The following is a 19,061-nucleotide window of genomic DNA, read 5'->3' as shown; positions in this document are numbered from 1 at the left end:
TACGATTACCACCATGGCGAGAAAGCAGACGCAGCAGGAAATGGGCCCACTTGGGCCCGGTCACGCTCCGGTGAAGGATCCGATGGCTGGGCTTACCGGTGTTCTGTCCGGCACGTTGATCATGGAAGCGATCACGATCTTGCTCATCCTCACGGTGATCCTCAAGGTAGATGAGGGCGAGCACTGGACCACGTTTAACTGGGTCTACATCACCTTTGTTGGTCTGGCGCACGTGGTGATGGCTGCGTTTCAGCGCAAGCCCGGCGCCCTGTGGATCGACCTGGCGTTGCAGGTCCCGCTGATTTTTGGCTTTTTCATCCACTGGTCGGTGACCGCTGTGGGCGTGATCTTCGGCATCGTGTGGTACTTCATCATCCAAATGCGCTCGGAGATGATCCAGCGCATGCGTCACGGTTACCTGGTTACTCAGCACCTGGGGACGTAAGTTCGCGCCGCAGGATTTTGCCTGCTGCGCTTCGGGGGATTGCGTCGACGAAGGTGACCATTCGCACCTTTTTGTAGGGGGTGACGCGCTCGGCGACCCAAGCCATGATGGCGTTGTCGCTCAGCGCTTGTTGTGTGACGACGAACGCCCGTGGCACCTCCTCAACCACCCCGTCCACCGTTCGGCGGTGGCCGGTGACGGCGACGTCGTCGATGTCGGGGTGGGTAAGCAGGAGCGCTTCGAGTTCTGCGGGGGCGATTTGGAACCCGTGGTACTTGAACACGTCCTTGGCGCGGTCGATGATGGTGACCGTTTCATCTTCGTTGATCCGGGCGATGTCGCCGGTGTGCAGCCAGCCGTCCTGGATGGCGTTTGCGGTGGCAGCCGGGTTGTCCAAGTAGCCACGCATGAGTTGAGGCCCGCGCACGAGGAGTTCGTTGTCCTGGCTGAGGCGGAACTCGGTGTTGGGGATGGCGAACCCGATCGTGCCCGGATCGGACTTGCCGGAGATGCCGACGTGGGTCACGGGTGCGGATTCGGTCGTGCCGTAGCCTTGTAGGATTTCAACGCCGATGTGGCGCTCGACTTTGCGCGCCAGGTTCGTATCCAGCGATGCCGCGCCGCACACCAAAAAACGGGTGGTGGCGAAATCTTCAGGGGTGGGGTGGTTGGACAACGCGAGTGCAAGCGGGGGAGCGATGTAGGACACATCGATTGCGCGGCCGCGGTGGGCAGCGGTGAACTCAGCAAGGTTGAAGCGGGCCGCGGTGGTGACGTGTCGGCGTGCGGTCAGCGACGACAACAGCAGTGTGTTTAGCCCATAGATGTGTGAAAACGGCAGGGGGGCGATCACACCACCGCCCCGGCCGATGCCGCTTGCAGCCAGTGCTGCGTTGAACTGGGCGGCGTTGGCGGTGATCGCGACGTGGGTTAACTCCACGCCTTTCGGCAGGCCTGTGGTGCCGGAGGAAAACGGAATCACCGCAACGTCGTCAGCGCTTCCGACGGGGTCGAACTCGCCGGGGCGGATGTCCTCGGCGGTGACGCGGTCAGTGGTGTGGGCGAGGGTTGCGAGGTGGTTCGCTTCGTCGTCGATAAGCGAATGCCCAATGACGCACACACGTGCGCCAGTCGCGGATGCGCCGAGGAAGCCGGCGGCGAAGTTGATGGAGTTCGGCATGCGCAGCTCGACGACGCTGCCCGGGCCCACGCCGCGCGCGGCGAGCGAGGCCGCAGTGCCGAGCGCCAACGCACGCAACTGCGGGTACGTGACTGTGCGGCCAGTGTCGATCTCCGTAATTGCGGGGGTATCCGGCAGCGCCTCTTCATCCGCCGCAAAGACAGACGCGAACAGGGTTGTCCCCGGTAGATCAATATCCGGAAGTGGGCTGCGGTGACACATGGGGGCAAGACTACGGCATAGCCAAGACGTGCAACACGTGTCGGGTTGGGTAAGATTGCGAGCCATGACTGAACGTACTCTGATCCTGATCAAGCCGGACGGCGTGGCAAACGGCCACGTCGGCGAAATCATTTCCCGCATCGAGCGCAAGGGCCTGAAGCTCGTCGAGCTCGACCTGCGCACCGCTGACCGCGAGACCGCTGAGAAGCACTACGCAGAGCACAAGGACAAGCCGTTCTTCGGCGATCTGGTCGACTTCATCACCTCCGCTCCGCTGGTAGCTGGCATCGTCGAGGGCGAGCGCGCCATCGAGGCGTGGCGTCAGCTCGCTGGCGGCACCGACCCGGTGTCCAAGGCAACCCCGGGCACCATTCGTGGCGACTTCGCCCTGACCGTTGGTGAGAACGTCGTGCACGGCTCTGACTCTCCGGAGTCCGCTGAGCGCGAGATCGCTATCTGGTTCCCGAACCTCTAAGCGGTAAGTCCGCTTCCCGGCACCGTGCCCCGTGTGAGGGGCGCAGGTGCCGTTTTCGTTTCCACGAAACGAAACTCTATGATTTTCTACGGCTTTTATTGGATTTAAAGAAATCGCATGTCTACACGATGCGATGGAGGGTAGATGGCAACGTCATCACGGTCCGAGCAGGCGCGCGCGATTGAAAAGCGCGCAGCAATTCTTCACGCAGCAACTGAATTGCTGCTCAACGAGGGACTCCGCGGCGTGACCCACCGGCAGGTGGCCGCCGAAGCAAAAGTGCCGGTCGGGTCGATCGGTTACTACTATTCCACGCGCGAAAAGCTCGTGGTCACATGCCTGGATCAGCTTTTTGAGTCCCGCCGTAAGGTGTTCCACGAGATCATGGGTGGCAGCGTCGACCTGAAGGACCCTGTGCAGTTCGCTGAAGCGGTTGTCAATGTCATCTCGTGCGCACAAGCAGAGCGCGTACGCCAGACGGTCTACGCTTTCGTCGATTCCGAACGCGAGCCGGGCGAAGTGCAGGCGTTTTCCTCCGCTGGTCTTGAGGAGCTCAAGGGCATGGTCACCAAAATGATGGAACAGCATGGTGTGGACGGTCTGAACTCCACCCGTGTTGTCCAGGTAGCCGTCGGTGCTGCGGTGACCGAAAACCACCGCGACGCCCCGGTTTCTGCGGTGATTGATCTCCTGCGTGTCGCCGAGCAGTAGCGTCGCGTATCTGTGGCACGAAAGTTGTGCAAGAATGAGTCTCAGGCGACGAGCAAGGATGACTCGGAGCTGAGAAACTTTTGCATACCCGTGGCACACGATGTTCCGCGCGGCTGCTCGGTAGTCTTGCCGGCGCCCGGACATGACGGTTGGCCACGGCAGGAACACTGGAGCGTGCCGCTTTGGCTAAAAATAAATCAAACCGTTTCGCCGATTTTGACCGCTCGGCGCTGTCGGAAAAGACCAGGGTGTTCAACCTGGCGAAAATGCTTGATGTCCCATCGAAGGACTTGGTTGTCGCACTCGCAGACTTAGGTCTGGTGAAGGTTGCGCAGTCTACGTTGACCAAGGCGGAAGCAGACATGCTTCTCGACGCCTTGGCGGCAGGGGCCAGCACCACATCCGACCCTGAGCGCGATAAAGAGGCGGATGAGAAGATCCGTAACCGCGTGCGCAAGGACGTGGAAAACGAGATCCACCAGATCGAAGAAAAGGTCGAGGCGGAACTGCAGACGGCTGAAGAACCGGCCGAGGAGCCTGCCGAAGAACCAGCGGAGGAACCGGCCGAGGAACCGCTCACCGATATCGAGCCCGAGATCACCCCGGCGCCGCAGGAGGATCCGGAAGAGGATCGCATCCCCGCTACTCACGCGCCGCTGTTTAAGGCACCGACGCGTTCGGAACGCCGCCGCGCCACCCGCAAGGCGAAGCCGGCCGAGGACACCGCCTCACAGAAGCAGCAGGTAGACGAGCCACTCGAAGATAGCCAGGTAGAGGATTCGGGTGAGGGTGTCGTCGATACGCACAGCGAGATCGACGAGCCTGTAGCGATCAAGGGGTCGTCTCGTCTGGAGGCGCAGCGCCGTCGTCGCTCGGAGCGCCGCGAGGAACACCGCAAGCGCTCCCGCATTGTGAGCCAGGCGGAGTTCTTGGCGCGCCGCGAATCGGTCGAGCGCCACATGGTCGTGCGTGAACGGGAGCGCCACGACGGGCAGGGGCGGATCACGCAGGTTGGTGTGCTTGAAGACGGCATGCTCGTCGAGCACTTTGTTACCTCCGATGCGCAGGCCTCGATGATTGGCAACATCTACCTGGGGCGTGTGCAAAACGTGCTGCCGAGTATGGAAGCTGCCTTCATCGACATCGGGCAGGGCCGCAACGGTGTGCTCTACGCCAGCGAGGTGGATTGGAAGTCTGCCGGCCTCGGTGGGCGTTCGCGCCGCATCGAGCATGCGCTGAAGTCCGGCGACCAAGTACTGGTGCAGGTGACTAAGGATCCGATCGGGCACAAGGGTGCACGGTTGAGTACCCAGATTTCGCTCGCGGGCCGCTACCTCGTCTACGTCCCGGGTGGGCGCAGCGCAGGTATCTCCCGCAAGTTGCCTACCCCGGAGCGCAAGCGCCTCAAGCAGATCCTTGCGGACGTGGTGCCGGGCAAGGGCGGTGCCATCATCCGCACCGCCGCAGAGGGCGTCAGCGAGGAAGCGATTGCTGCGGACGTGAACCGTCTGCACAACCAGTGGACCTCGATTCAAAAGCGCGCCGAGGAGGAGAAAAACTCCAAGGGTGCCAAGCCGGTGACCCTCTACGAAGAGCCGAACCTGCTGGTCAAGGTTGTGCGCGACCTGTTCAATGAGGACTTCACCTCTCTGATCGTGGATGGCCGGAAGCCCTGGAACACCGTGCAAGCGTACGTGCAGTCGGTTGCGCCGGATCTGCTGGACCGGTTGGAGAAGTTCGACCGCAACGCACACGACGGCAAGGATGCGTTCGAGGAATACCGCGTCGACGAACAGATCTCCAAGGCACTGTCGCGCACCGTGTGGCTGCCGTCGGGCGGCACGTTGGTCATTGACCGCACTGAGGCGATGACGGTGATCGACGTCAACACCGGCAAGTTCACCGGCTCCGGTGGCTCGCTGGAGGAGACGGTCACCTCGAACAACCTCGAGGCGGCTGAGGAGATCGTGCGTCAGATTCGCCTGCGCGACATCGGCGGCATGATCATCATCGACTTCATCGACATGATCCTGCCGGAAAACCAGGACCTCGTGCTGCGCCGTCTCAACGAGGCGCTGGGCCGCGACCGCACCCGCCACCAGGTCTCTGAGGTGACCTCGCTGGGCCTGGTGCAGTTGACTCGCAAACGCCTGGGCACCGGCCTGTTGGAGACGTTCTCCAAGCCGTGCGAGTGCTGCGACGGCCGCGGTGTTGTGCTCACCGAGGACCCCGTCGAGGCCGAGGAGAGGAAGCCCGACCGCCCTGCTCGCAAGTCTCGCGAGTCGAAGCAGTCTCAGCGCAAGCCGCAGCAGAAGCAGCCGCTTGACGACGACCACATGGACGAACTGCTCGACTCCATCTTCTCCTCTGACAAATCTGCAAACGGCTCCGCTGAGGAGCCGACTGAAGAGTCGGCTGGCGAAGAGAAGCCGCGCCAGACCCGCCGTCGCGGGCGCCGTGGCGGCAGCCGTGGCCGCGGCCGCTCCGACGCCCCGCAGCGTGGTGAGCAGCGTGACAGCGCCACCACCCCGGAGCGCGGCGAGCGGTCCGAGAAGCCGGCGCAGCCAGAGAAGCCGACCCAGACGTACGAGGAAGCGGTTGAGGAGTTCGAGGCCTCGCCGCGCCGCAAGCGTCGCACGCGCGGCAACTCCCGATCCGATCACAGGCCGCGCCGGGAAGACTTCGAGCAGGAGTCGCAAGCGCAGCAGGAACAGCAGGTACAGCAGGAAGAAAAGGCCCTGAAGCGCAGTGCGTCTCGTAAATCGAGGAGCGCAGAAGCAGGGGCAACCGTGCAGGTGACGACGAAGACGAACCGTCGTGGTCGCCGTCGTGTTGTCCGCAAGTCGGCAACCTCTGCGCCGGTGCGTCAGCACGTCGCAGCGGATCCGGAGGACAAGCCGGTGAAGAAGGAGACTCGTCGACAAGCGCCTGCTGCACGACGTGGCCGCCGCCGTGCTACCCGACGTGGTGGCGGGCGCGGTTTGGAGTAACGCGTAGGGGCGGTGTAGTCTTTGGCAGTCGCTGTTTTGGGGCGTGCCGCCTCGTTGCCTTTGCATGCGGGCACGGCTGGCCACGTTAGGCCCTAAAACGCTTAAGTTGTTCCATTCCGACCTCGTTGCATGCCGGGGTTGGGCGAGTAGAGATAAGGGGTAACCCTCTATGTACGCGATCGTCAAGACCGGCGGCAAGCAGTACAAGGTTGCCGAAGGCGACCTCGTCAAGGTCGAGAAGCTTGAGGGTGAAGCAGGCGACAAGGTCGAACTCACCCCGGTCCTTCTCGTTGATGGCGCAAACGTCACCTCCGGTGCCGACGCTCTGTCCAAGGCAAAGGTCTCCGCGGAGATCGTTGAGCAGAGCAAGGGCAAGAAGGTCAAGATTCTGAAGTACAAGAACAAGACCGGCTACAAGGTCCGTCAGGGTCACCGCCAGCCGCTGACCACCGTCAAGATCACTGGCATCAAGTAACCAACTAGGAGAGATTGAACTATGGCAACCAAGAAGGGTGCATCCAGCTCCTCGAACGGTCGTGACTCTGAGTCGAAGCGCCTCGGCGTGAAGCGCTTCGGTGGCCAGCAGGTCAAGGCCGGCGAGATCATCGTCCGCCAGCGCGGCACCAAGTTCCACCCGGGCGACAACGTCGGCCGTGGTGGCGACGACACGCTGTTCGCACTGGCCTCCGGCTCCGTGCAGTTCGGCATCAAGCGCAAGCGTCGCATTGTCAACATCATCCCGGCTGACGGCCAGGGTGTTGCTTCCGAGGTCCTCGAGCAGGCTGAGGCAGCAGGCGTTGTTGAGGAAAACACCGCAACCGCGTAAGCGCGTGTAACGCTTCGGCGCCGCAGGTCCCGTGCATTCGGGCTTGCGGCGCTTTTTGCATATCATCGTCCGTGTTACAGAAAGGCGGAAAACAACCATGGCTCAATTCGTTGACCGTGCCACCCTGCACCTCCAAGCCGGCGATGGTGGCCACGGCTGTGTGTCCGTCCACCGCGAAAAGTTCAAACCCCTCGGCGGTCCGGACGGTGGCAACGGCGGCCACGGTGGCGACATCATCCTTGAGGTTTCCACACAGGTCCACACCCTGCTGGATTTCCAATACCGCCCGCATGTGAAGGCGAAGCGTGGTGGCAACGGCGCGGGTGATTGGCGCAACGGTGCACGCGGCGAGGATCTCGTGCTCGAGGTGCCGGTCGGCACCGTTGTGCGCAGCGAAGAGGGCGAGGTGCTCGCAGACCTCACCGTGCCTGGCACCCGCTTCATCGCTGCGGAAGGCGGCTTCGGCGGCCTCGGTAACGCGGCGTTGGCTACCGCGAAGCGTAAGGCGCCGGGCTTCGCGCTCAAGGGTGAACCGGGCCAAGCGCTGGACCTGATCCTGGAACTGAAGTCCATGGCTGATGTGGGCCTGGTGGGTTTCCCGTCGGCGGGGAAGTCGTCGTTAATTGCAGTGCTCTCCGCGGCAAAGCCGAAAATTGCGGACTACCCCTTTACCACGCTCGCGCCGAACCTGGGTGTGGTTAACGTTGGCCATGACACGTTCACCATCGCCGATGTGCCCGGGCTGATCCCGGGGGCAAGCCAGGGCAAGGGGCTTGGTCTGGACTTCCTGCGTCACATCGAGCGCACCGCCGTGCTGGCCCACATCGTGGATGTGGCCACGATGGAGCCGGGGCGCGACCCGATCTCTGACATCGAGGCGCTGGAGCACGAATTGGATACCTACGCCGAGGCGTTGGATATGGACACCGGCCTGGGCGATCTGCGCGAGCGTCCCCGCATTGTGGTGCTGAACAAGATGGACGTGCCGGAGGCTAAGGAGCTCGCGGAGTTCCTCAAGGACGACATCGAGGAGAAGTTCGGCTGGCCGATCTACATGATTTCCACCGCCACCCGCGAAGGTCTTGATGAGCTGAAGTGGGCGATGTGGGAGATCGTCAAGAAGGCCCGCAAGGCTCGCCCGAAGCCGGAGCGCACCGCTGAGGCTGAGGTGATCCGTCCGCGCGCCGTGGGTCGTTCCAACCGTGGCGGCATCGAGGTCACCCGCGACCCGATGTACCCGGAGGGTTGGCTGGTTACCGGTGAGAAGGCTGAGCGTTGGATCCGCCAGACCGACTTTGAAAACGACGAGGCCATCGGCTACCTCTCTGACCGTCTGAACAAAGCTGGCGTGGAGGAAATGCTGCGCAAGCTCGGCGCGGAAGAGGGCGATACGGTCACGATTGGTGAGATCTCCTTCGACTGGGAGCCATCGATCGGTGGCGACCCGACCCTTGCCGGCCGTGGCCAGGACGCGCGTCTTGGTGGCACCGACCGTGTGTCCTCGGCGGAGCGCAAGCGTGCATCGCAGGCTCGTCGTGGCCTGATCGACGAGTACGACTACGGCACCGGCGAAGAGGCCGATCGCGAGCGCTGGCAGGGATAGGGATGTCGGATCTTCGCAGCCAGATCGCGTCCGCACGTCGCATTGTGGTGAAGCTGGGCACCAGTTCGCTTGTCGACGACACCGGGCAGGTATCCCCAGCAAAAATCGACCGCATCGTCGACGCCATCGAAGGACGCATCGCCCGCGGTACCGACGTGGTTGTCGTGTCCTCCGGTGCGATCGCCGCCGGCATGGTCCCGCTCGGGTTGAAGACGCGCCCGCGAGACCTCGCGACGAAGCAGGCCGCAGCCTCGGTTGGCCAGATCCACCTGGCTCAGGTGTGGGGTGCCTCCTTCGCCCGCTATGGCCGGACGACTGGCCAGGTGTTGCTCACCCAGTCCGATGCAGGTTCGCGTGAGCGCGCCCGCAACGCGCAGCGCACACTCGAGCGGCTGCGTCAGATGGGGGCGGTGCCGATCGTCAACGAAAACGACACGGTTGCCACCTCTGAGATGCGCTTTGGTGATAACGACCGGTTGTCGGCGATCGTCGCTACGCTCATCGCTGCGGACGCGCTGGTGCTGCTCTCTGATGTGGATGCGCTTTACGACCGCTACCCGGCTGAGCCCGGGGCAGTGCGTATCGACGAAGTCCGAACCGGCAAGGACCTCGAAGCCGTCCAAGCCGGCGACGGCGGTGTCTTCGGCACCGGTGGCATGGCCGCGAAGGTGTCGGCGGCTCGCCTGGCTGCACGTGGCGGCGTGCCGGTGCTGCTCACTGCAACGGAGAACATCGACGCCGCGCTCGACCACGGCCAGGTGGGCACCGTGTTCCATACGCGCCCGGGCCGGAAACTTTCGGCGTGGAAGTTCTGGGCGCTCTACGCGGCAGACGCGGAGGGTGTGCTGCGCCTGGACAACGGTGCGGTTGAAGCCGTAACACGTGGCGGCACGAGCCTGCTCGCGGTGGGGATCACCGGGATCGAAGGCGAGTTCCACGCTGGCGACATCGTGGAGATCCTCGGGCCCGACTCTGAAGCCATTGGCCGTGGCGAGGTGGCGTACGACGCCGCCGAACTCGCCGGGATGCTGGGTCGCCACTCCGACGAGTTGCCCGAACACCAGCGCCGCCCAGTCGTCCACGCGGACTACCTGAGCAACTACGCGTCCAGGTTGTAGTCCAGGCTGTAGGCGTTAGCGGAACAGTTCGGTGGGCATCCGCCAGATTTTTTCGCCGAGTGGGGTGATGCGGGTTTCGGGTTTGATCTTCATCAGGAAGTTTTCGTCGCTAGCTGTGCGCGGAAGGTAGGCGAATCCTGGAGTGTTGGTCAGTCCCATGATGGGCGGGTAGGACGGGTCGTAGTCGATGACCACGTCGAATTGGCGGAGGCGTTTCATGAGACCGTTGGCGCGTTCGCGGGACTCGTTTGTCAGTTTTCCGGGCGCGACCATTTCGTGGCCGATGAGCCGGAAAGCGACGAAGGTGGCGTTTTTGGTGAGGGCCGGATCGACGTCCCAGGGCAGGTTCTCTTGGACGGTGGTGATTGGAGAGGTGTAGCCGGCTTGTTTTGCCAGTTGATGAATGTACTGGCGGGAAACGTTGTACTCACGGGCGATTTCTACCTGTCGGTAACCGTTTTCCATCATGTAGATCACGAGCTCGGGCGAGAGGGGAGTTGTCATAGGCAATGCACTTTCTTCTACAGGTGTCGGGGAAACACTACAGGTCCTATAGGTGTGATCACATGAGTTTTCTTGAGGAATTCTTGACGGGCACTGTTAACTTCCTTACAGGGGTGGCGCCCGTGCGATCGTGGACACTCGAATAGTTCCAATGTCGGTGCCGGGGGTCGGGTTCTTCCGTACTCTGGGCAGGCATGAAGTTCACGTATTTGCCAAAGCCCAAAGACGAGCCCATCGCCGCGCTGGAGGCACAGGGCCATGAGTATGTCGCTCTCGAGGACAACCCGGACTTGGTACTGTTCGGCGGCGGTCCGAAGGATTTCCCGGATGAGCTGCCCGACAGCGTGAAGGTCGTGCAGATCCAGTACGCCGGCATCGAGGGTTTGCTGGAGGCTGGCATCCTGGCTGAACATGCGGCCAACGGTGTGCGCTTTGCTAATGCGGGTGGGCTTTACGACGACACCGTGGCCGAATCCACCCTCGCCCTCCTGCTTGCCGTGGAGCACCGTATGAAGGCCGTGGACCGCGAGTGGAACAACACACAGCTGTTCAAAGAGAAAGAGTACCTCTTCGATAACAAGAAGCTCGCCCTGATTGGTGCTGGTGGTATCGGTAAAACCCTGATCCGCTTCTTGGAGCCGTTCGGTATGGAGATCACCGCCGTGAACCGCTCGGGCAACCCGGTGGACGGTGCGGACCGGACCGTTGCCATGAAGGATGCCGACGAGGTCTGGGCCGATCACGATTACTTTGTCCTGCTTACCCCGTTGACGGAGGAGACCCGCCACATGGTGAACACTGATCGGATTGAGCAGATGAAGGACACGGCGGTCGTCGTCAATGTTGGGCGCGGTCCGCTGATTGATACGGAGGCGCTCACCGACGCACTGGTCAACGGCAAGCTCCGTGGCGCTGGTCTTGACGTGACGGAGCCGGAGCCGCTGCCGGCGGACCACAAGCTGTGGGACCTGGATAACTGTGTGATCACGCCGCACACCGCGAATATCCCGCGGTACATGGAACGCCGCATCGGGGCGCTGGCGTTGAAGAACTGGGGCCTCTTCGAAGCGGGGGAGAAGATGTCGACCGAGGTCGACGTCGAGGCCGGGTACTAGATCACCACTACGTCAGTGCGGCAGAGTCCCGCTCTGAGCGCACCGCGTCTGCGACGGATTCTTGCCCGGTGTCCACCCGGGGAAGTTTGGTAAGTCGCGCTAAGGCTTCTGATCGTTTTACGTTTTCAGGGTCGGGCGTGTGCTTGTCGGACATGAAAAAATGGTGCGCCAGCCCACTGTCGGTGTCAAGACCTTGGCAGTTGCATTAACGCTACGATTGCCGCATGACTGCCCAACAGACTGATCAGCAACGCCAAGCCGAGCGCGACGAGGTACTCCAGAAAGCACAGCGTGCCAAGGATGTTGCCCCGACGATTGCGGTGCTGCCGACACCGGCGAAGGATGCGGTGCTGTTGGCGGCAGCGCAGGCACTGGCCGAGCGCGCAGGTGAAATCCTTCAAGCCAACGCGCGCGACATCGAAGAGGGTCGCGCGAACGGGCTGGCGGAGTCGGTGTTGGACCGGCTGGCGCTCGACGAGGAACGCATCGACGGCATCGCCGGGGGGCTGCGCCAGGTTGCGGGCCTGCAGGATCCGGTGGGCGAGGTGCTTACCGGACGTACGCTGCCCAACGGGATTCAGATGAAGAAGGTGCGCGTCCCGCTCGGCGTGATGGGCATGGTTTACGAGGCACGCCCGAACGTCACCGTCGACGCGTTCGGCCTGGCGCTGAAGTCGGGCAACGTGGCCCTGCTTCGTGGCTCCAAGACGGCGCGCCACTCCAACGAGGCGCTCGTCGCCGTGTTGCAGGACGTCCTCGCTGCCAACGATTTGCCGCGCGAGGCCGTGCAGCTCCTGCCATGTGAGAGCCACGATTCTGTCCAGGACCTCATCACCGCTCGCGGGCTGGTGGACGTGGTCATCCCGCGCGGAAGTGCACGTTTGATCAACGCGGTGGTGACCGGCGCGACCGTGCCCACCATCGAGACCGGCACCGGCAACTGCCACTTCTACATCGACGCGTCCGCAGATCTGGACAAGGCGATCGCGATGCTGCTCAACGGCAAGACGCGCCGGGTCAGCGTGTGCAACGCGACAGAGACGGTGCTTATCGACGCCCACCTGTCCGAGACCGACAAACACACCATCATCGCGACGCTGCAGGAGGCTGGTGTGGTGGTGCATGGTGACGTCGATAAGCATGCTGCGTTCGGTGCCACCGTAGAACCCGCAACGGAGGAGGACTTCGCCGAGGAATACCTCAGCATGGACATCGCAAGCGCCATCGTTGACGGCGTCGATGGTGCGACCACGCACATCGCGCGTTACTCCAGCGGCCACACGGATGCGATCGCAGCCCAAGACGCAGATGCTTTGCGACGATTTGCTGCCGCCGTCGACTCCGCCGCCGTCGTCCTCAACGCCTCGACCGCATTCACGGATGGGGAGCAATACGGCATGGGTGCAGAGATCGGCATCTCTACACAGAAGCTTCACGCACGCGGACCCATGGCGTTACCGGAGCTGACCACCACGAAGTGGATTCTGGAAGGTAATGGCCAGGTGCGCTAGTCTATCGGCGTGCTAAAATCCCGGACCTCCATTCGCGCCAAGTTTGCGCTGTTTGCCACGGCTATTGCGACGGCTGTGACCGCAACGTTGAGCCCCGTCGCACCGACCCCCGAAGCAGACGCGCAGACGCGCTGTCCGGCGGTCGCCGTCATCGCTGCCCGCGGCTCGGGCCAGAACACGCAGATTTACCGCACGAAGTATTCGTGGGCTGCGCCGTGGACCTCCAACGGTTGGGAGGGTGAGACGATTCGTGCGTTCCTGCAGCATGCGGAGCGTCGCTACGCAGCCACCCACGGCGGTAACTCGCTGATGAAGGACGTCGAGGTCATCGGCCTGGAGCCGCGCTACTACCCGGCGACGTTCCCCGAATACGACGTACCGTCGGTTGCCGTACCAAGCACCATCCTGCAGGCACTGGCTCTTGCGCTGCAGTACGCCAACCCGGTGTGGATGATGGCAAGGCGAGTAGCCACAGAGTTCGTGGATTCGGTCCAGATCGGACGCACCGGTGTGATGCAGATGGTCAATGACTACGAGCATCGCAGTGGTTGCCGCCCGAAGTACATCCTGTCCGGCTACTCGCAAGGCGCGATGATTCTGCTTGAGCACGAGCGCGAACTGGCACGCCGTGGCCAGTTGGCGGGTGTGGTCTACTTTGGCAACCCGAACACGGCGGCGGGGGATTGGTCCACCGTCGGCGTGCCAGCAGGTGGTGCCGGAGGCATGCTTGGCTTCTTGCCGTTTAACACCAAGACCGCAGGGGCGACCCCGAACCGCGTGAACTACTGCTTGCCGCAGGACTCCGTGTGTGACCTGTCCATTCAGACGCTGCAGGCATCCCAGCCAACTGGTGGCAACCACGCGCGTTACTTCCGTTGGCCATCGCGCTGGGACAACCAAGTCTCGGATGCTTTCGGCCGATTTGTTGATCAGGTACGCTACCGCTAATGAACCGCATCATTTCCGCTACTGTCGCTGCCGCGTTGTTGGCTGGCGCGACGCCTACTGTTGCCTCGGCCGCAGAGTTTGTGCGCAAGACCGAGGAAACGAAAACCGTCAAGGAGACGTGCCAGTGGAAAGTTGATGAGGAGGGCGGCAACCCCGTCCCGGTGACCAACAGCAAGGGCGAGCAGATCTGTGTCACGGAGACCGTGTCCCAGCCGGGCAGCTCCAACAAGGCAAAGTGGGCTGACGAGTCGAATCGTCCGGTGATCATCGGCACGGTGCTGGGTATTCTCGGCGCGCTGGTCGCAGGCGTCATCGGCATGTCTTTGCTGTTTATTGAGTCGATTAACATCCAGCCACTGCCAGGACGGAGGTAAACACCCAATGGCTGAGCACTACGCGGCATCGCTGGACAACGCCCGGCGCATCGGGGTGATGGGTGGCACGTTCGACCCGATCCACCACGGCCACCTCGTTGCCGCGAGTGAGGTGGCGGATCGCTTCAACCTCGACGAGGTCATCTTCGTACCCACCGGCCAGCCGTGGCAGAAGGCCGACCGGCACATCAGTCCGGCGGAAGACCGCTATCTGATGACCGTGGTGGCCACCGCGTCCAACCCGCGCTTCTCCGTTTCACGGGTGGATATTGACCGTGGGGGACCCACCTACACGATTGACACCCTGCGGGACCTACGAAAACAATTCCCGGACGAGGCCCTGTTCTTTATCACGGGCGCGGACGCGTTGGCGTCGATCATGTCCTGGCACGACTGGGAAGAAATGTTTGAACTCGCCGAATTCGTCGGCGTGACGCGCCCCGGCTACGAGTTGCGCGAAGACATGCTGCCTGCGGATATCCAGGAACGCGTGCACCTCGTGGAGATCCCCGCCATGGCGATTTCTTCGACCGATTGCCGCGAGCGCGCCTCCAATGGGCGCCCGGTTTGGTACCTGGTGCCGGACGGTGTGGTGCAGTACATCGCGAAGAATTCGCTCTACGCACCCTAGGCGCGACCCCTGAACTGGAAATGTTGCGGTCATACGTGGGACAATGGCCCAGTTGATTTGTCCATGACCTGAATAAGGATTGCCACTTGACTGCCCCGCAGATCTCCATTGACCGCGCCAAGGTAGCCGCGAAGGCCGCCGACGAGAAGCTCGGCACCAATATCGCTGTTATCGACGTGTCTAACGTCATGGCGATCACCGACGTGTTCGTCATCGTCTCTGCAGATAACGAACGCCAGGTTGCCGCCATTGTTGAAGAGGTCGAAGGCGACCTGACCGACCTGGGTGTTGAACCGAAGCGCCGTGAGGGCAACCGCGAAAACCGCTGGGTGTTGCTTGACTACGGCAACTTCGTGGTCCATATCCAGCGCGAAGCCGAGCGCGAGTTCTACGGCCTGGACCGCCTGTACGCAGACTGCCCGGCCATTGAGGTCGAAGGGCTCGAGCCTTACGAGCGTCCCGCAGCGTTTGGCGACGAAGCCGACCTGCGCAAAGCCCAGACCATCGAGGACCTTCCTCTGGCAGGTGAGGGACCCGAAGCCGCAGACGACGAGTACTAAGACCCATGCAGCGCCGACTGATTTTGCTGCGTCACGGCGAGACGCTCTATAACGCAACTCGCCGCATGCAGGGCCAGCTGGATACTGAACTGTCCGAGCGCGGACGCGCCCAGGCGCACGCTGCGGCAGAGGACCTGCGGCACTTGGGTATTAACAAGATCGTGTCGTCTGACCTCATCCGTGCGAAGGATACGGCTGATGTGGTGGCGGCAGATTTGGGCCTTGAGGTAGTCGTCGATAAGCGTCTGCGCGAAACCCACCTTGGCCAGTGGCAAGGCAAGACGCACGAGGAAGTGGACACCGCCCACGACGGGGCTCGTGCGTTGTGGCGCACCGACCCCACCTGGGCGCCGCCAGAGGGCGAAAGCCGCATCGACGTTGCGCAACGTTCCCGCGAAGTGGTCATGGAACTCATGCGTGACCACGATGAATGGGACAATGCTGCTGTCCTGCTCGTGGCGCACGGAGGCACCATCGCCGCGCTGACCGCCACGCTGCTTGGTCTGCAGGTGTCTCAGTATCCGCTGTTCAAGGGGCTCGGTAACGCGAACACGTCGCGGCTGGTGGCAATGCCGCGCATTGACGACGACACCAAGACCCAGTGGTACATCGAAGCCTGGAACCGAGGCCGTAACTAATGGGTGTTCGCGTCGTGGTGGATTCCTCCGCGGGGTTGCCGCAGGAGGTCGTGGAGGAACTCGATATCTGCGTCGTTGACCTGCACCGTGTCGAGGGCGCAGAAGGGGAGTCCTCGTCTGGGTTGTCGTCGCTGGAACTCGCCGCCTGTTATGCCCGCCAGCTCGAGCGTGGTGGCGACGACGGCGTGATCGCCCTCCACCTTGCTAAGACGTTCTCGTCCACCTGGTCGGCTGCGGTGGCCGCCTCTGCGGTGTTCCCAGGCACGGTCCGTGTCGTGGAGACGCACTCCGCGGGCATGGCGATCGGCGCCGCAGCGATGGCAGCCGCGACTGTTGCGGCGGAAGGCGGCACGTTAGACGAGTGCGAAGCGATGGCGAAGTCCACCATCGCGCGCTCCGAAACGTGGTTGTACCTGCACCAACTCGACGATTTGCGCAAGTCCGGCCGCCTGCCTGCCGGCACCGCGATGCTCTCGGCTGCGCTGCTGGCAAACAAGCCGATCCTGCACATTCGGGAAGGCAAGCTCGAACTCGCGGGCAAGACTCGCACACAGTCGAAGGCGTTTGCCAAACTCACCGAGTTGGTAGAAGAGCGCGCGTGCGACGAGCCCGTTTTCGCCGCAGTGCAGCACGCGGACGTGCCGGACGCCGCCGAGCAACTCGCGGATCTGCTGCGCGAAACACTTCCGGAAGGCTCACGGGTCATGGTCGAGCCGCTGGTGAAGGTGATCGCGATGCATACCGGCGAAGGGGCAATAGGCCTGTCGGTGGTGTTCTCATCTCGTAATTGTGGATAACTGTTGTTTTCGTCGCCCGTAGATGGCGGGTTATCCACAGATTTTTTCTGACCCCTTGGCGCGTGTGCCGGGGGTTTATAGCGTTTTTGGTGTGAACGCCACTGAACGACTCAAGGAGCTCACCCGGCCCACCGGGGAAGAAGACCTCCTGACGGTGCGCTACCCAGAGCCGCGGGTGCGCATCCCTGTGAAACAAGCTGCGGCCGCCGCCGGTGCAGTGCTGCTCGCCGTCGGCGGATGGGCGGTGACCCGATCCGGCCCCGTGGATGATGAGGGCGTTGCGTGGGAGCAGGTCGCCTCTCCCACCGAGGTCACAGGCACCGTGGTGGTCTCTGTTGTTGGTGAGGTGGAAAACCCGGGCCTGATCACGTTGAACCAGGGTGCACGGGTCGCGGATGCGCTGCAGACGGCCCGGCCATTGCCGGATGCTGACTTGATCTCGATCAATCATGCGCAATTGCTTGTCGACGGCCAACAGATCCACGTCCGCTCCCAACACGCCCCACCGGCCGCCACGGATTCCGGTGGCGGTGCTGGCGCTGGTGGCGCTGCCGCTTCGGCGGGTGGGGTGGTGTCGATCAACTCCGCATCGGTGCAGGAATTGACGACGATTACCGGAGTCGGCCCGTCAACCGCAGCCGCGATCGTGGCGCACCGTGAGGCAAACGGGCCGTTTGCGTCGGTAGATGCGTTGACGGACGTGAAAGGAATTGGACCGGCGAAACTTGCGGCAATGCGCGACCAGGTCGGCTTATAGACGGGGGCGTGGGGTAAGTGGGGGAGATCAGGCTTGTCCCGGCGGCGCTGGTGGTGTGGGCAGCGGCTGCGGTGGCGATCACCCTCGGAGTGGGCATCGCGGTGGTTGTGGTGCTGGTGGCCGTTATCGGTGCTGTGGTGCTGCGCGCCTACGGGCAGGCGGTGTTCATTGCGGGGATGGGTGCGGCCGCCGTCGTGACCACCGGGGTGCGACTGCACATCGCACGCGCGTGGGAGCCCGCGGGTCAGTTCGTGGGCCGGGTATCGGGCGCGCCGAAGCAGACGAGCACCGGCGGGTTCATCGTCCGCGTGCAGGTAGACGGCAACCCGACGCTGACGCCCGTGTTTGTCGATGAAGTGCCGGACACTGCCGTGTCCGGCGCCCAGGTGGTTGTGCGCGGCGTGGTGAAGGAATCGGAGATGGCCGGGATAAACCCGATCGCGGTCAACGGGTCAGTTGAGGTGGTCTCCCCACCGCAGGGGTTGGCTGCGTTTGCGCAGCACACCCGGGAAACGTTTGCCGGCGTTGTCCAGGCCACCGTGGGGGAGTCCGCCCAAGGGCTGATCCCGGGCATGGTGCTCGGGGACGTCTCGTTGCAAACCAGCCAAGAACAGCAGGATTACATCGACACTGGCCTCTCGCACCTGTCAGCAGTCTCTGGTGCGAACGTGGCAATCGTGACCACGTTCGCAGCGATTGCCGCAGCGGCAGTGGGCTTGGGGCTGCGGGGCCGTATCGTGGCGTCGGCTGCGGCGCTGTTGCTCTACGCCTCGCTGGTCGGACCCGAGCCGAGCGTGCTGCGCGCTTCCGTGTCTGGGTTGGTGGGGTTGACTGCGGTGTTGGCTTCACGCCAGTCCGAGCCGATCCACGCGCTGTGTTTATCGGTGATCGGCCTAGTGCTGGTGGATTCAGACCTGGCGGTGCATTACGGGTTCGCGCTCTCGGTAGCGGCGACCGCGGGCATCGTCGCGCTGTTTCCGCTGTTGTACCGCGTCCTTGCTGCCACGGGCTGGCCCGACATTCTCGTGCGTGCACTTGCCGTTGCGGTTGCCGCCGACGTAGCGACGATGCCGATTGTCGCCATGATGGCCGGCCGGGTTTCTTTAGTCTCTGTGGTGGCAAACGTCATCGTCGCACCGGTGACCGGCCCGGTGACTGTGCTCGGCCTTGCGGCGGTGCTGCTCAGCCTCATCCACGGCGGGTTGGCTGCACCTGTGCTGTGGGTGGTGGAACCCATGGCCTATTGGGTGCGTGTGGTCGCAGAAAACGGTGCACGGTTTCCCGGTGCCACGGTAGAGACGGAACCCATCGTCGTCGTGGTTGTCTACGGATGGTTCCTCGCGGGCTTGTTTGCCGGATACCCGAAGACCACTCTGGCGGCGGCGCTTGTGTGCGGGTTTGGTGTGGTCCTGTCGCAGGCGCCGGCGGGCACGCCCGTGGATGTGGGCAGGTTGCGTGCTCATGTCGTCGAAAAGCAAGAAGATGCCCTGCCCATTCCGCCGGGCACGCAGCTTGTTGTCGTGCTTGAAAAGGGCCGCCCCCACCGAAGACCCGTGGTCACTGACCAGGGCATCCCCGTGATCTTTCCCAACCGCGACGGCAACGTTGCCATCTACCCGGATGGCACCCAAGTGCTGCCGCGGCGAGAGTTTTAAG

General features: G+C 63.0%; 20 protein-coding genes. 18 read left to right on the top strand and 2 right to left on the bottom strand.

The window, feature by feature from the left end:
- The first annotated feature begins 13 nt into the window (after nt 1–13).
- A complete protein-coding gene (locus HMPREF3120_RS11520) occupies nt 14–445 on the top strand; it encodes a DUF4233 domain-containing protein (RefSeq protein ID WP_070453666.1) in 432 nt (143 codons plus the stop codon).
- On the opposite strand, the gene HMPREF3120_RS11515 is transcribed toward HMPREF3120_RS11520, so the two are convergent.
- Complete coding sequence (locus HMPREF3120_RS11515) at nt 423–1,847, bottom strand: AMP-binding protein (RefSeq protein ID WP_070453663.1); 1,425 nt, start codon at nt 1,845–1,847, stop codon at nt 423–425. The two genes, HMPREF3120_RS11520 and HMPREF3120_RS11515, sit on opposite strands and share 23 nt — an antisense overlap.
- A gap of 64 nt (nt 1,848–1,911) precedes the next feature.
- Between HMPREF3120_RS11515 and ndk the strand changes: the two genes are divergently transcribed.
- From ndk to proB, 7 genes are all read left to right on the top strand, one after another.
- Nucleotides 1,912–2,322, top strand: a complete 411-nt coding sequence (gene ndk, locus HMPREF3120_RS11510; protein ID WP_070421306.1) for a nucleoside-diphosphate kinase — start codon at nt 1,912–1,914, stop codon at nt 2,320–2,322.
- 144 nt (nt 2,323–2,466) lie between these two features.
- A complete protein-coding gene (locus tag HMPREF3120_RS11505) occupies nt 2,467–3,033 on the top strand; it encodes a TetR/AcrR family transcriptional regulator (protein ID WP_070421307.1) in 567 nt (188 codons plus the stop codon).
- A 182-nt stretch (nt 3,034–3,215) separates the two neighbouring features.
- Complete coding sequence (locus tag HMPREF3120_RS11500; RefSeq protein ID WP_083284916.1) at nt 3,216–6,023, top strand: translation initiation factor IF-2 N-terminal domain-containing protein; 2,808 nt, start codon at nt 3,216–3,218, stop codon at nt 6,021–6,023.
- Between the two features lie 169 nt (nt 6,024–6,192).
- Nucleotides 6,193–6,498 carry a 50S ribosomal protein L21 gene (rplU, locus tag HMPREF3120_RS11495; RefSeq protein ID WP_070453660.1) on the top strand — a complete coding sequence of 102 codons (306 nt, stop codon included), beginning with the start codon at nt 6,193–6,195 and terminating at the stop codon, nt 6,496–6,498.
- 21 nt (nt 6,499–6,519) lie between these two features.
- Nucleotides 6,520–6,849 carry a 50S ribosomal protein L27 gene (rpmA, locus tag HMPREF3120_RS11490; RefSeq protein ID WP_070421309.1) on the top strand — a complete coding sequence of 110 codons (330 nt, stop codon included), beginning with the start codon at nt 6,520–6,522 and terminating at the stop codon, nt 6,847–6,849.
- A gap of 97 nt (nt 6,850–6,946) precedes the next feature.
- Complete coding sequence (gene obgE, locus HMPREF3120_RS11485) at nt 6,947–8,452, top strand: GTPase ObgE (RefSeq protein WP_070453657.1); 1,506 nt, start codon at nt 6,947–6,949, stop codon at nt 8,450–8,452.
- 2 nt (nt 8,453–8,454) lie between these two features.
- On the top strand, nt 8,455–9,570 hold the full coding sequence (proB, locus tag HMPREF3120_RS11480; RefSeq protein WP_070453654.1) for a glutamate 5-kinase: 1,116 nt from the start codon (nt 8,455–8,457) through the stop codon (nt 9,568–9,570).
- Nucleotides 9,571–9,585: 15 nt separating this feature from the next.
- Here proB and HMPREF3120_RS11475 read toward each other — a convergent pair whose 3' ends face one another.
- The gene (locus tag HMPREF3120_RS11475; protein ID WP_070453651.1) at nt 9,586–10,074 is read right to left on the bottom strand and encodes a hypothetical protein; all 489 of its coding nucleotides are present in this window, start codon (nt 10,072–10,074) and stop codon (nt 9,586–9,588) included.
- Nucleotides 10,075–10,268: 194 nt separating this feature from the next.
- On the opposite strand from HMPREF3120_RS11475, the gene HMPREF3120_RS11470 reads away from it, so the two are divergent.
- From HMPREF3120_RS11470 to HMPREF3120_RS11425, 10 genes are all read left to right on the top strand, one after another.
- On the top strand, nt 10,269–11,189 hold the full coding sequence (locus tag HMPREF3120_RS11470) for a D-isomer specific 2-hydroxyacid dehydrogenase family protein (RefSeq protein ID WP_070453649.1): 921 nt from the start codon (nt 10,269–10,271) through the stop codon (nt 11,187–11,189).
- A 224-nt stretch (nt 11,190–11,413) separates the two neighbouring features.
- On the top strand, nt 11,414–12,700 hold the full coding sequence (locus tag HMPREF3120_RS11465) for a glutamate-5-semialdehyde dehydrogenase (protein WP_070453643.1): 1,287 nt from the start codon (nt 11,414–11,416) through the stop codon (nt 12,698–12,700).
- Nucleotides 12,701–12,709: 9 nt separating this feature from the next.
- Entirely contained in the window at nt 12,710–13,648 is a 939-nt protein-coding gene (locus tag HMPREF3120_RS11460; RefSeq protein WP_083279295.1) for a cutinase family protein, read from the top strand.
- Entirely contained in the window at nt 13,648–14,022 is a 375-nt protein-coding gene (locus HMPREF3120_RS11455; protein ID WP_070453640.1) for a hypothetical protein, read from the top strand. Before HMPREF3120_RS11460 ends, HMPREF3120_RS11455 begins: the two co-directional genes overlap by 1 nt.
- A 7-nt stretch (nt 14,023–14,029) precedes the next feature.
- Nucleotides 14,030–14,653 (top strand): nicotinate-nucleotide adenylyltransferase, encoded by a 624-nt coding sequence (gene nadD / locus HMPREF3120_RS11450; RefSeq protein WP_070421316.1) that lies wholly within the window; start codon nt 14,030–14,032, stop codon nt 14,651–14,653.
- 86 nt (nt 14,654–14,739) lie between these two features.
- A complete protein-coding gene (gene rsfS, locus HMPREF3120_RS11445; RefSeq protein WP_070421317.1) occupies nt 14,740–15,213 on the top strand; it encodes a ribosome silencing factor in 474 nt (157 codons plus the stop codon).
- A 5-nt stretch (nt 15,214–15,218) separates the two neighbouring features.
- Nucleotides 15,219–15,851 carry a histidine phosphatase family protein gene (locus HMPREF3120_RS11440; RefSeq protein ID WP_070421318.1) on the top strand — a complete coding sequence of 211 codons (633 nt, stop codon included), beginning with the start codon at nt 15,219–15,221 and terminating at the stop codon, nt 15,849–15,851.
- Nucleotides 15,851–16,648: a DegV family protein gene (locus tag HMPREF3120_RS11435; protein WP_070453638.1), complete on the top strand. Its 798-nt coding sequence runs from the start codon at nt 15,851–15,853 to the stop codon at nt 16,646–16,648. The genes HMPREF3120_RS11440 and HMPREF3120_RS11435 overlap by 1 nt, the downstream gene beginning before the upstream one ends.
- Nucleotides 16,649–16,739: 91 nt before the next feature.
- Entirely contained in the window at nt 16,740–17,405 is a 666-nt protein-coding gene (locus tag HMPREF3120_RS11430; protein ID WP_070453729.1) for a ComEA family DNA-binding protein, read from the top strand.
- Nucleotides 17,406–17,422: 17 nt separating this feature from the next.
- Nucleotides 17,423–19,060 carry a ComEC/Rec2 family competence protein gene (locus HMPREF3120_RS11425; RefSeq protein WP_070453635.1) on the top strand — a complete coding sequence of 546 codons (1,638 nt, stop codon included), beginning with the start codon at nt 17,423–17,425 and terminating at the stop codon, nt 19,058–19,060.
- The last annotated feature ends 1 nt before the right edge of the window (nt 19,061 follow it).

Source organism: Corynebacterium sp. HMSC11D10, assembly GCF_001806995.1.
GTDB lineage: Bacteria > Actinomycetota > Actinomycetes > Mycobacteriales > Mycobacteriaceae > Corynebacterium > Corynebacterium coyleae.
This window is presented reverse-complemented; position numbering and strand designations above follow the sequence as displayed.